Below are 13215 nucleotides of genomic sequence, written 5' to 3' on the forward strand. Positions count from 1 at the left end.
GTGCGAAAGATTCGTAGTTTTACGATTGTTTAGTAATTCTACGAAAAATTCGTAATAAGTTGTATGCTTGGTGAGAAATTATTTTTTTAAAAAATGCAAAAACCCTCTTCTGCTTTGTAGAAGAGGGTTTTTGCAAGGAATCGTTTTTAGCCTGTTTTCACTAAAACAAGCCAAAAACGATTAAAGACTACTGCACCGGCAAAGCGCCACCTAACCAGCGGGCCACCGGGTAGCGGTTGAGGGTGTTCTCAAAATGCGGCGTGTTGCGGTACACAAAGTTTAGCTGGGCCTGCGCGCTTTTAGCTAGGTTAGGGTCTTTGGTTTTAGCCTCTTCTAATGCGGCTTTCAATTTTCCGTCATCCTTTAAATACTGTGCGGCAAGGTCTTCAAACACATAGGCAGAAAAGTGTTCCTTCTGGCCTAGAATAGAGTCAAAGAAATTCCACGCGAAGTAAGAGTCCGGCGCCTGTGGTTCCAGCACTTCTACCAAAAAGCGGTTGCTTACTTGGTTGAGGTACACTATGTAATCACCGGCGTAGTATTGGATGGGCTGTTGCACTTTGCGCAGTTGTACGTCGGTGTGCAGGTAATGGCCTTCATACGGACGTTGACCAGTCTTGTAATCGGTGATGTAATAGGTTTCTGGGGTTAGGAGGGTGTCTTTGCTCAGGCGCTTTAACGTGACTTGGTTTTGCTGAAGGCGCTCAATGACCTCGGTCCAGGCCTGCGGAATGAGGTAGGCCACAGGTTTGGTGACTGTCAGGGTAGGCGTAAAGGTGTCGAAGAACTTGACCGGACGCGTGAAGGGTGCTTTGCGGTCATAATACAGACGCTCCAAATCGCTTACCTCGCTGACTTTGTATTTGGCTTCGTAGCCTTTGAACTGGATGGTTTCTTCCTGCGTGGTGTCTGGGGTCCAGTTCAAGACATATTGTTGCTGGCTGAGCAAGGCGGCGCGGTCCTGCTGACGAGCGGCTTGAATGGTCTTTCCGTTCTTGCCGGCGTAGTCCAGGAACTCCAGCATGAGGTCATAGGTAGAAGCCACGCGCTTGTCAAAGGCCTTGAGCATGTGGGTCTCCGGGATGAAGCCTAAGGTTTGGAACAAAGTGGTATAGCCCGAGGCATAGCGCGGCAAATCACTGAAGCCGAAGATGCCGGTTTCTGGCGTTTCGCCGCGAGAGTTCACGTAGGGCACCAGCGGCCACTTGCGCTTCTCCATGCCCTTGTACAAAGCCGGAATCATCTGCTGTTTCAGGTGCTTGCCCAAAGCGCCGCCCAGTTTGTTGTGCTGCGTGGGAATGAGCGTCATGGTGTACTGGTAGTCGGCGCCGTTGCTGGTGTGGTTGTCCACGAAAATCTCTGGGTCCCAGGTCCTGAAGATGGTGGCGAAGGTTTTGGCGTTCTTGGAGTCTTCTTTGATGAAATCGCGGTTCAGGTCTAGGTTGCGGGCGTTGCCTCTAAAGCCGTAGCTCACCGGACCGTTCTGGTTGGTACGTGTGTGACTGTTTCTGTTCAGAGCGCCGCCTATGTTGTAAATAGGAATAATGACCAGCACCACGTTGTCCAGCTGCGCCTTCAGCTTTTTGTTCTGCATCAGGTCGCGCGCCAGCATCATGGTGGCGTCAATGCCTTCGGGCTCTCCCGGGTGAATGCCATTCTGAATCAGAATCACCGTCTTCCCTTTCTGGTGCACGGATACCGGGTCAAAATCCTGATCCGTGGAGATAATCACCGTGTGCAGAGGCTTGCCGGCATCGGTCATGCCAATAGATGCCATCTTTATCTCTGGGTAGGCCTGGTCCAGGCGTTGATAATAGGCAATGCATTCTTCATAGGTAGCCGTCTGCGTTTTTTTGCTTTTCTCATAAGGCGTCTGCCAATCTTGAGTAGGCGAGGTTTGCAACAGGAAACTGGTGAGAAGGGAAAGAACCGTGAGAAGCATTGCTGTGCTGTTTAAGAGAGAATAGGAAGGTCGTTTTTAGCCTGTTTTCCGGAAATCAGGCTAAAAACGAAAAAGGTAAAAATGTATTGAGTTAGTACCGGCGGGCAGGAGTAGTCCCGAAGACGCTTTGGTCTAAGCTGTACCGGCCAGGCCCGATAAAGAACAAACTGAAGAACAGAATGGCCGCCTCTAAGGCATGGGAGTAGCCGCCAAAACCGTCACCTGACACGAAATGCATATACGCTGCTACCAACATGGTGCAGAACATCAACACCATGGCCGGCCGGAAAAATAAGCCTAGAATCATCAGCAAGCCACCGCCTGCCTCGGCAAAGGCGGCTAAAAATCCCCAGATTGTTGCGCCCTGCGTAATGCTCAGCGTACCCATGGCCCCGCCAACCTTCGCCCACGTTTCTGGTCCGCCGGTAATCTTTGGCCAGCCGTGCACAATGAACATAATGCCAATGCCCACCCTAAGAATCAATAACCCGAGGTCTTGGTAACGGTAGTTGTTTTTCAAGAATTGCATGTTGGTTTGGGGGAGTAAAAAGTTAGTTAGGTTTGGAATATCAGGCTAAAATCTGAAAAAAATCTTTACCATGATGCATCCCTCGTCAGGAAAGCATGTCTTTCCTTTATTAGCTTAAAAATGACAGATATAGAAATCTGCTTTTCTAAGACCAAAACCACCTGAAACCAAAACCAAACGCATATGAAAAACCTGTTTCTCCTCTTGTTGGCATTCATCGCCATGCCGTTTTCTCTTTTGGCGCAAACCACCGTTCCGGCTTCTGAGGTCATTGCCCGCATTAATCGCGGCGAGCGCGTGACCTACAAGAACGTGACCATAACCGGCGCGCTGGATTTAACGCAGTTGCAGAACAAGACCCTGGTGTCTACCAATAATAAAGGCAAAGACGCCGTTTCTCCGCAACGTGAGTACCTGAGCAAAGTAACCGCCCCGCTCACCTTTGAGAACTGCACCTTTCAAGGCGATGTGCTGGCCTACTACAACCCAGACAACCTAGAAGACGAGAAGCCTCAACCAATGAAGCGCGATCAGAAGAACGAAATCTTCAACACCGATTTTGAAGCCGCCGTGACCTTCGCGAACTGCGTGTTTGAGGGAAAGACGGCGTTTAAATATTCTACCTTTAAAGACGCCGTTTCTTTTGCCGGCAGCACCTTCAAAAAAGAAGCGCTGTTCAAGTACATGAAAGTGCAAGAAACCGTTGATTTCAGCAAAGCCAAGTTCTTAGGAGATGCCACGTTCAAGTATGTGAAGTTCCCAGAGGCGGCCAGGTTCAGCGGTGCCTTGTTTGAAGAAACCGCCGATTTTAAATACGCTGAGTTCAAAGACGGCGCAGATTTCCAGAAGGCTCGGTTCACCGGACTGGCAGATTTCAAATATTCCCAACTGAAAGGTGATGTGACATTTGCCGGTGCCACCCGCACCGGCGACCTGGACGTGAAGTATGCCACTGTCAACAACTCTAAACCTGGCTCCTCTCTGATTGAAGTTGCCAAGTAAGAGGTTAATTTTTAAACAGAACGGGCGGCTACTGTAAAGTGGCCGCCCGTTCTGTTTAAGCAGCAGAAAGAATTTAGAAAAGCATAACACTAGTCACCTTGGTGTCTGCCGGCACGGTGCCCACTTTCAGCTTTGACACTTCAGCGGCTGGCATGCCGCTTACATCCAAGACAAAGCTCATCTTGTTGTCTTCTGAGATTGCTACAAAATTGCCTTCGCCCTGGGCTACGTTTTTGATGTTCATTGCGGCCTTTAAATCTTTGTAGGTAGAGCCAACGCCAATGCCGTTCTGGGTTTTAAAAGCAGGATTCAGTACCGTGATGCGCCATACTTTGCAGGCGGTTCCTTTGCATTGCTGTTCCACGCGTAGGTCGGTGCGGTTGCGCTCACCTAGCACCTCATAGGCTTTCACGGTGGTGCCCTCTTGTTGCAGTTCTACCTCTTTGAGCTTGTTGTAGCCGTACTGTTTCTGCAGTTCCTCAATGGTCATTCCAATCTTGACGGCGCCCGCCTGGCCTTTCTGGATGCTGAGGTTAAACAAGGGATTCTCAGTACCGGGCGCTCTGCTGGCGGAGGTGGAGGTGCCGGCAGAAACCTCATCGGCGATCACTTCCTCAATGGCGTTGTCATCCATGGTCTCGGTCTCAGTAGCATCTGGCTCAGGAGTTAATTCTTCCTCTTTGGCTTCCTCGGCAGCTTGCGCCAGTGAATCTTCTTTGGTGGTAGTGGTGGCGCTGTCGGTGCCGCATGAGGCCAGGAGCAGACAGGTGCTAAGGGCTAGGAATGTCTTTTTCATAGTGGTCAAGGTAGCAGGTAACATAAGTACGAGTTCTAGGAAGATAACGCAAGGGCAATAGGCAAGTTACTTTGCTCTTTTTTGGCGATGGTGCGTATTCAAGGTAATTTGGCGTCGCATTTAATTCTTGATGACATGGCAAAGAAGCCTCTGATTTTAGTATCCAATGATGATGGCATTACCGCACCGGGCATTCATACGCTGGTAAAAGTAATGCGCAAAATAGGCGATGTGGTAGTGGTAGCCCCAGACGGACCGCAATCTGGCATGGGCCACGCCATTACCATTGGCGATACTCTGCGCTTAGACCGTTCCCTCATCTTTCCAGAACTGGAAGCCTACGAATGCTCCGGTACCCCCGCCGACTGCGTGAAGATTGCCAAGCACCATGTCTTGCGGGACAGAAAGCCCGACTTGGTGGTGAGCGGCATCAACCACGGCTCCAACTCCAGCATCAGTGTGTTGTACTCGGGTACCATGTCAGCGGCGATTGAGGCGGCCATTGAAGGCTTGCCGGCCATTGGTTTCTCTCTCTGCGACTACGGCCATGACATTGACTTCTCGCATACAGAAAAGTACGTGGAGATGATCACGCGTCAGGCCCTGGAGTTTGGTATTCCGCATGGCGTGGCCTTGAACGTGAACTTCCCTAAGAAATCTGACAAAGCCATTGCTGGCGTACGGGTGTGTAGACAGGCGCGCGCCAAATGGGAAGAAGAGTTTGATGAACGCCAGGACCCCATGGGCCGAAGCTACTTCTGGCTCACCGGTAAATTCGTGAATTTTGACAAAGGCGCGGATACCGATGAAGCTGCTCTGGCCCAAAACTACGTCTCTGTTGTCCCTTGCCAGTTTGACATGACTGCCTCGCACGCCATCGTTCAGCTCAACAACGAATGGAACTTAGACCCAGGTGTAAAACCTACAGAAGGCTCTAAGACCCTGGAAAGCGGCCACGAGGAAGGGTAGGAGTTCGTTGCTAGTTACCCTTTAAATGCGAAAGTCGTTTTTGGCTTGTTTTCTGGGAAACAGGCCAAAAACGACTTTCGCATTTAAAGGGCTGGTCGACTATTGTACAGTATATTCTAGTTTACTCACATTATTGTCATACGTATCTAGATCAATAATCTCAATGGGTAGATTGTTTTTGCCATATGTATACTGGAATTTTTTAACTCTGAATTCGGTAGTTTCACCTTGCCCTGAGTCATAATAATGGTTTTCTGTTAACTTAACTGGGTTGTTTGGGCTAAAGGAAATGATATATGGATGAGTATTCAAATTTGTTTGTCCATAATTATGGACAAAGGGAGAGCCTAGTTTGTAGAATGGGTTAGGGTTGGTGTCATATTCGATTGTGATGTCTGAATTTAATTTTCTTGGGTTGTCCCATGTTTTTATGAATTGTTTCTGATTGATGATATTGCCTCTAGTGTCATATTTAAATTCTAGCATGAATATGACGTTGTTTATTTCAACAAGGCGCCCCTGGTCATCATATTTAAAACTATATTCAATCTTGTTTCCTTCATTATTGAAATTAGTTAACAGCCCTGCTTTATCATAATTGAAGATGGTTTTTGTTTGTGTTGTCCCATCATTATTCTTGTTAAGGTAAATGGTCTCAGTTAACTGGTTTAGAGTATTGTAAGTGTGTATGATTACACCTTCAAAATTATAAAACCCTCCTTGGTATTTATACTCGTAAAGTTCTCCGTTTGTAGTATAAGTATAAAAATGAGTAATACCTTTAACTGTGTTAGGATGCGTCTCTATTACTTTGGAAAGACGCAAATTCTTGGGTAGCTCTTCTTCCTCTCCTTTACAGGAAAGGAGGCAAAGTGACAGGAGTAGGCAGAATATATGAAATAGCTTCTTCATGTAATTGCGGATAGATTCTGTTGCTTTATAGGATTTAATGGAAAGAGGTTAGTTGTTGGTGAGAATAATAAACACTGCAGGTTAGGACATTATTAGATGCTCCTTTCCCCAAGTTACAATAAGCTTACAAAAAAGGCTGCCCCATTTCTGGAGCAGCCTTTTCTGTAAGCTTAATGGCAATTATCCTCTTGGGTTCAATGCTTCTGTGATTCTGTCAGAAAGGTCTTGTAAGTGGTAGTTGCTCAAAGAGTCTGTCTGGGTAGAGGCAGACTTGATCATGCTGTTGATGTTGCGCAACTCAGCTTTGGCCACAGAGATGACGTCACTTTGACCAAGCGACATGGTAGGCGCGGCGTTGCCTCTGCCACCGGCTTGGGCGGTGGTGGGGGCTGGAGCCGGCTTCACCAGGTCAATCAGTTCTTGCACGTACATCTTCTGCAGGTTACGGCGGTACACGTCAATGGCTTGCTTGTTCTTCAGTTCTTTGAAGATAGAGCCGTTCATATCGGTGAAGAAGTCGGTTACCTTGTAGGCTTTGGTGCCGTCCATGGCTTCAGCGGCAATCAGTTTGGTCAACGTGCTGTTGCTTACCAATCTGTTCAAGACCGCCTGCTGGCTTCTGGAGATGATCACCATGGGGTTGGCGCCGGTGTTGTTCAATACCGCTGGACTCAACAACCAGGTAGGCGTGGTGAACAGTTGTTTGTCTAAGAACGTCATGGCTTCTTTTTGAGTAGCCGCTGGCGTGCGCTCATAGACAAAACCTTCTTGTTCTACCGTCTTCGGGTTTTCATAGATACCACCAATGTTCTTGGCCACGTGGCCCATGTAGCGGTTGAATTGACCTGTTAACTGACCGTAGATGTTGTCCAGGTTCTCGTAGCCTTCGTTCTCTTCTTTGGTCCACTCTGGCAATTTGGCCAAGGTGCGCTGCAGGTTCTTGATGCCGTACTCAGAGGCTTTCATGGCGTTGTCGCTCAAGTCTTCGTTCTGAGAATGCGGATCGTCTGGGTTCAACTCTGTACCAAACCAGTTGCGGCGGTTCTTCAGTTTCTCCACGGTCATCTTGTTCAGGATGGCAATCTCATCCTGTGCGTTTTTGGCGTTAGGCAACACGCGGTAGCCCCACTCAATAGCCCAGTTGTCATAGTCGCCAATGCGTGGGTAGATGCCTTTAGAAGAAATGTTGTCTTCGGGCTGCGCCACATAGTTAAAGCGGGCGTAGTCCATGATAGAAGGCGTGTGGCCGTTGGCTTCTACCCATTTCTTGTCGCGCAGGTTCTCTGTAGGCACCGTTGAGCTAGAGCCGTAGTTGTGACGAAGACCAAGCGTGTGACCTACCTCATGCGAAGACACGAAACGGATCAAATCACCCATCAGTTCTTCAGAGAATTCCATTTTACGGGCACGTGGGTCAATGGCGGCGGCCTGGATGAAATACCAGTCGCGCACCAGTTTCATGACGTTATGGTACCAGTTGATGTGGCTTTCCATGATCTCGCCGCTGCGTGGGTCAGAGATAGACGGACCGCTGGCATTGGAAATCTCAGATGGTTTGTAGACAATGGCACTGTGACGGGCATCATCTAAGCTCCAGTTAGGGTTTTCCTTGGCCGTAGGGGCCATTTTACCAATGATGGCGTTCTTGAAACCGGCCTTCTCGAAGGCTTTCTGCCAGTCATTTACACCAGCAATCAGGTAAGGCACCCATTGTTTAGGCGTAGCGGGGTCAATGTAGAAGATGATGGGTTTGATGGGCTCTACCAATTCGCCGCGCTTGTACTTAGCCATGTCTTCAGGCTTAGGCTCCAGTCTCCAGCGTTTCACCATCTCAATCTCCTTCACGCCTTGTGGGTTGGCGTCAAAGTCTGTGTAACCAACGGCAAAGTAACCCACGCGTGGATCAAAATAGCGAGGCTGCATAGGCTTCTTAGGCAACACTACCATAGAGGTGTTGATTTCAATGGTAGAAGAACCGTTCAAGGTAGAACCGCCCGCGCCGCCGGCTGGGGCTGCCCCGAAACCAGTGGTAGGAGGCGTCAAAACATAGGTCTTCACGGTGGTCACTTCCACGTTCTGCGGGAAGCTGCGCACGTTCTGGATGTAGCTGCGGTCAGAGATGAAGTTACCCAGTCTGAAACGCGTCTTGCCAGCAGCGTTGCTGAAGGAGAAGATTTCGTTTTCGCCTTTGATATAATCCGTGACATCAATCACGGTGCCTTTGTTGCCTGGGGCAAACGCGGCAATGTTGAAGGCTGCTACAATAGCCTGCACGTTAGAACGCTGTACGGACTGGTACATGCTCTTGGTACTGTCTGGGCTGTAGGTGGCATAGGAGATCTTGCGCATGAAAATGCGGTCATCCGGACCTTTTTCAAACATGATCACGGCAGAACCAATCTGGTCACCGGCGTAGCCAGAGGCAGAACGCACTTCGGCACCCGCTTTAGAGATACGGTTTACCACTAAAAGCTCACGGCCCAACACAGAGTCTGCCAGCTCAAAGAAGTACTTGTCGTCTACTTTGTGGGTCTTGAAAAAACCGGCTTTGGTGACGGCTTTGTCCGTGATCACATCGGCGTAGGGCTTCGGCTTGGCCTTTTGGCCAGCGGTGCCTTGCATACCGGCAGCTCCTGCTACCCGGCGCGTAGAATCGGCGGGCTGGGTGCGGCCTTGGGCCATGGAGGCTCCGGCAACGGAACCAATCAAGCCAAGGGTTAATAAGAATTTCTTCATACTTGTGGTATGGGGTGTTTTGTTAGTAAAGGATTTGTTTGGTGTGATAGGTACTCTGCAACGGCGTTGCAACAGATAGACAACTACCTAAAACAAAGGTTTAATCTGGCGTCCTGCTTTTTGAAACTTTATTTTAAATTTTCAGTAGCACCGATGCGGTGAACTGGATAAACCCGGTAACGGACCGTCTGGGCGGCTTTAGAAGATTGTATCGTTTTTGGTCTATTTCCTGGAAAACAGGTCAAAAACGAGCTATGGGCTGGAAGAAAAGAGAGCCCCGCCCGGTCTTGGGGCGAGGCTCTCTTGCATATGAAAAAGGCCTGCGCTTAGTGGGCAGAAATATCTTTTACCTTCTTGAATTTCTCTACCGGCCCGAAGTTGGTTTTGCTTACCGTGAAGAAGCTTCTCTTCAAGTGCACTTCTACCGGGGCAAGCGCCTTGGTGAATTCTGAGCCAATTACTTTGTTGTAGAATTCTTTGGCTTCTTTAGAGGCACCTTTCTCAAACGCGTGTTTAGACAGCTTCTTAGTGATAGGCTGGCCCGGAATGATTTGGTAAGAAGTAAAGATGACCTGATACTTAGGAAGAAAGGGTTTGATGGCTTGGCGTAAGATTCTTTTCATTTTATACTTATATTCTTGTGTGCGGTAATTGTGCTGTTGGTAAAGGTAAACTATAAATCTTTATTTTAGTTCAGGCGCTTTGCCTCTAGGTTTACATTCTTGTAAAGATGAAATGAAATATGATTTAATGAATAATGGGTTTATGGTAAGTGTTTGAGATATAGGAATTAACAATTTTGAGCGGTTACAGGTCTTCATGGCCTTTTCAATTGAATTTTGGCAGGCATAAAAGGTTATATATGCAAAAGACCCGGCACAGAATGTGCCGGGTCTTTTGTTGCTACCTTATGAGTTGGCTACTGAATAGCCGGGTATTCTTTGAGCGTAGTCAGTGGCGTAGCCTGCACTTGTTGTCTGTAGGCTGCCCACTGCGTAGTGAAGAAGGCATTGATTTTGGACAGGGTCTCGTGGGTCATGGCCTCAGCTTGCTCCACTAACTGGGTTTCTGTAGACGTGAGCGGTTCTGTACGGCCATTGATATACGAGCGGGCTTCATTCAATTTGGTAATGGCCGTCAGGTAGAACGGCCGGCCGTAGCCTTGTCTTTCCAGCCCTTTCCCGAACAAGGATTCACGGTGCATCTTAATGGAATCCTGCAAGACCTGGGTGGCCTTCTGCAACGCGGCGGTTTCTTTGCCCGGCTTGCCTTTCATTTGTGCTAGAAGGGCATCGGCGGCATCAGAGGCTTCCTGCAGCCGATCGGCGGCAGTCGTGACTTGCTGGATGCTGTTGTTGAGGCGGTCCTGTAAAGCACGACGAGCCATTACGTTCTGCTGGTGGTAGGGCACGCGCGGGTCTGGCTTTACGGTGAGCAGGGTAGAATCTTTGGCACCCGCGTACTGGAACACCAGTTTGTATTGGCCCGGCATCACCTGGCCGCCGCTTGGCTCACCGCTTCCGCCGCCTGCTCCGCCGCGCTGGGGTTGGGTGCGATTCACTGGTTGCTTAATGCCACGCTCAGTCAAGTTCCAGCTGAACTTCTGTACACCCAAGGTGGAATATGGCACTTGTCTGAGCGTCCTGATCAACTGGTTTTTGTCATTGTACACCCGCACCACCAAACTGTCTCTTCTGTTCGCTTTTTTAGAAGCCAGGGCCAAGGTGTCTTTGGCGGGTAAAACAGTAGGCAGCACAGCGCCCGTTTCCGGATTCTTGGTAGTAGCGGCTTTGGGCTTTTCCTTTAGTTTTCTGGTGTCTGCGGGTTTGGCCACCGGTGTGTTGCGCTTTGGTTGGATGTAATAGGTAATCTGTGCGCCAGACGGTCGGTTTGGTGCTTGGTACAGATTCTCAGACTCATTCATGCTGCCCGGCGCTTGGCCGTAACTAGCCAGATAAGCCTCTGAGGGCGCGAACACCGCCAAAGGTTTATCCAACGTCTTGCCTTGGGTACCAGCCAGCTGGCGCAGCGGCCGGATGTTGTCCAACACGTAAATGCCACGGCCAAAAGAACCAATCACTAAGTCTGCTTCTCTTTCTTGCAGGGCCAGGTCCATGGTGGGCACAGATGGGTAGCCGCTGGTCCATTGGGTCCAGGTTTTACCTTCGTCCAGACTCACCCACAGGCCATGCTCCGTGCCGGCAAACATCAACTTGGGCTCTACCGGGTCTTGCAAAAACGACAGCGCATAGCCACGCACCTGCTTCTCATCTACCAAACGGGTCCAGGTCTTCCCGAAGTCCGTGGTTCTAAAAATGTACGGGTTGAAGTCTTTGCCCATGCGGTAGTGGTTGGCCACTACAAAGGCCTCGCCGGCGCGGTGCTTTGAAGCCGTAATCTGCGGAATCCAGGCTTCTTTGGGCAAACCTTTGATGCGGTCGCGCACGTTGGTCCAGGTTTTGCCGCCGTCTTGGGTTAGTTGCACGTTGCCGTCATCGGTGCCTACCCAAATTACGCCTTGCTGTTTGGTGCTGGGCGCAATGGTCAAAATGGTATTGTGGTTCTCAGCAGAGGTCACGTCCAGACTCAAGCCGCCGCTCAAATTCTGTTGATGGTGCTCTGGGTTGTTCAAGGTCAAATCAGGCGAAATCAACTGCCAGGTCATACCTTTGTCTGTAGACTTGTGCACGAACTGGCTTCCGTAGTAGAGCGTGCCGTTTTGGAAGGGATCCAGCGCAATGGCGGCGTTCCAGTTAAAGCGCAGGCGTGTCTTGGCGTCTGTGTGCGTAGGTTTGATGCTATAGGAGTCGTTGGTGAGTTTGTCATAGCGCGTCAGACTTCCGCCTTGTGACATGGCATAGCCGTAGCGGGCATTTTCTGGGTCTGGGACTACGTCAAAACCATCGCCGCCCTGTACGTTCATCCAATGCAGGTTTCTAATGCCGCCGTTGGTGAACGTGTAGGCCGGGCCCGTCCAGGAGCCGTTGTCCTGCAAGCCGCCGTAGATGTTGTAAGGTACTTCATTGTCTACGTTCACGTGGTAGAACTGCCCGATGGGAAGCCCCTCTGGATAATACCAGGTCTTGCCACGGTCCCTGCTGATGGCCACGCCCCCGTCATTACCGTCAATGAGGTGGTTGGGGTTGTTAGGGTTGATCCAGAAGGCATGATGGTCGGCGTGGATCTGCTCCAGCGTGGCAATGACTTTGAACGACTTACCAGCGTCCTCACTCACGGCAATAGGCTGGTAGATCATGTAGACGCGGTTCTCATTCTGCGGGTCCACGAAAATCTCATTGAAGTAGAAGGCGCGGTTGGTCACAATGGAAGGATCATCTGTGACCTTGGTCCACTTCTCACCGCCGTCTTCTGAGCGGTACAAGCCGTTTTTAGTCGCTTCTACCAAGGCATAAATGCGGTTGGGCATGCTGCGGCTGATGGCCAGTCCCAGGCGCCCGAAATTGCCAGCCGGCAGACCATCAGTCACGCCTTTCTTCTTCCAGGTCTTTCCGCCGTCATACGTCATGTACAAGCCAGAACCGGGGCCCCCAGATTTGAAATCCCAGGGCGTGCGGCGGTGTTCCCACATGTTCACCACCAGTTTGTTGGGGTTGCTGGGGTCCATGACCATTTCGGCCACGCCCGACTTCTCATTGGTGAATAAAATGCGCTCCCAGCTTTGGCCGCCGTTGGTGGTTTTGTACACGCCGCGCTCCGGGTGGTCGCCAAAGGGCAAACCAATCACGCCGGCGTACACCACGTCTGGGTTGGTGGGGTCAATGAGAATGCGGTGGATGTTGAAGGTCTTGTCCAGGCCCATGTGTTTCCAGGTACGGCCGCCGTCAATGGTTTTGTAGATGCCGTTGCCCATGTTCACCGAGTTTCTGGGATTTCCTTCGCCGGTGCCCGCCCATACCACGCTGGGGTTGCTCTGCTGAATGGCCAAAGACCCGATGTTGATATTGGGCTGCTCGTCAAAAACCGGGGTGAAGGAGACGCCTCCGTTCTCGCTCTTCCAGACGCCCCCAGAGGCCGCGCCCACATAGATGATTTCTGGATTGCTGACCACGGCGTCTACGGTGGTGATGCGTCCGCTCATGGCGCCCGGCCCCAGGTTGCGGGCCTTCATCTGCTGGAAAACGGCGGTGTTCAATTTCTGGGCCTGCGCCTGCCACACGCCCAGCAAGGACAAGAGCAGAAACAGCGAAGCATGCTTCTTCATATATGAGAAGGAATAGGTTTGTTGGTTAGGTTAGATTGGTGATTCAATATAGGTAAAGTTGTGAAGCGCAGACAAAAAGAAAACCGTTTTTGGCCTGTTTCCTAGAA

The 13215-nt window shown here is 50.3% G+C and carries 9 protein-coding genes; 2 read left to right on the forward strand and 7 right to left on the reverse strand.

Going from position 1 to position 13215, the window contains the following annotated elements; translation table 11 throughout:
• Positions 1-187 precede the first annotated feature (187 nt).
• Together GU926_RS16300 and GU926_RS16305 are read right to left on the reverse strand one after the other, a co-directional pair.
• Positions 188-1942 (reverse strand): M14 family metallopeptidase, encoded by a 1755-nt coding sequence (locus tag GU926_RS16300; RefSeq protein WP_160693739.1) that lies wholly within the window; start codon positions 1940-1942, stop codon positions 188-190.
• Between the two features lie 91 nt (positions 1943-2033).
• Positions 2034-2471: a DoxX family protein gene (locus GU926_RS16305; RefSeq protein ID WP_160693741.1), complete on the reverse strand. Its 438-nt coding sequence runs from the start codon at positions 2469-2471 to the stop codon at positions 2034-2036.
• 183 nt (positions 2472-2654) lie between these two features.
• On the opposite strand from GU926_RS16305, the gene GU926_RS16310 reads away from it, so the two are divergent.
• A complete protein-coding gene (locus GU926_RS16310; protein WP_160693743.1) occupies positions 2655-3473 on the forward strand; it encodes a pentapeptide repeat-containing protein in 819 nt (272 codons plus the stop codon).
• A 73-nt stretch (positions 3474-3546) separates the two neighbouring features.
• On the opposite strand, the gene GU926_RS16315 is transcribed toward GU926_RS16310, so the two are convergent.
• Positions 3547-4269: a DUF1131 domain-containing protein gene (locus GU926_RS16315; protein ID WP_160693745.1), complete on the reverse strand. Its 723-nt coding sequence runs from the start codon at positions 4267-4269 to the stop codon at positions 3547-3549.
• A 135-nt stretch (positions 4270-4404) separates the two neighbouring features.
• Between GU926_RS16315 and surE the strand changes: the two genes are divergently transcribed.
• Positions 4405-5238 carry a 5'/3'-nucleotidase SurE gene (gene surE / locus GU926_RS16320; RefSeq protein ID WP_160693747.1) on the forward strand — a complete coding sequence of 278 codons (834 nt, stop codon included), beginning with the start codon at positions 4405-4407 and terminating at the stop codon, positions 5236-5238.
• 99 nt (positions 5239-5337) lie between these two features.
• Here the strand turns inward: surE and GU926_RS16325 are convergent, their stop codons facing one another.
• The 4 genes from GU926_RS16325 to GU926_RS16340 all read right to left on the reverse strand — a co-directional run bounded on the left by GU926_RS16325 (position 5338) and on the right by GU926_RS16340 (position 13108).
• Positions 5338-6150, reverse strand: a complete 813-nt coding sequence (locus GU926_RS16325; protein WP_160693749.1) for a hypothetical protein — start codon at positions 6148-6150, stop codon at positions 5338-5340.
• A 180-nt stretch (positions 6151-6330) separates the two neighbouring features.
• Positions 6331-8886: a zinc-dependent metalloprotease gene (locus GU926_RS16330; protein WP_160693751.1), complete on the reverse strand. Its 2556-nt coding sequence runs from the start codon at positions 8884-8886 to the stop codon at positions 6331-6333.
• Positions 8887-9212: 326 nt separating this feature from the next.
• Positions 9213-9509 (reverse strand): hypothetical protein, encoded by a 297-nt coding sequence (locus GU926_RS16335; protein WP_160693753.1) that lies wholly within the window; start codon positions 9507-9509, stop codon positions 9213-9215.
• Positions 9510-9805: 296 nt separating this feature from the next.
• On the reverse strand, positions 9806-13108 hold the full coding sequence (locus GU926_RS16340) for a WD40/YVTN/BNR-like repeat-containing protein (protein WP_160693755.1): 3303 nt from the start codon (positions 13106-13108) through the stop codon (positions 9806-9808).
• Between the last annotated feature and the right edge of the window lie 107 nt (positions 13109-13215).

The sequence above is a fragment of the Nibribacter ruber genome, assembly GCF_009913235.1.
Taxonomy (GTDB): Bacteria; Bacteroidota; Bacteroidia; order Cytophagales; family Hymenobacteraceae; genus Nibribacter; species Nibribacter ruber.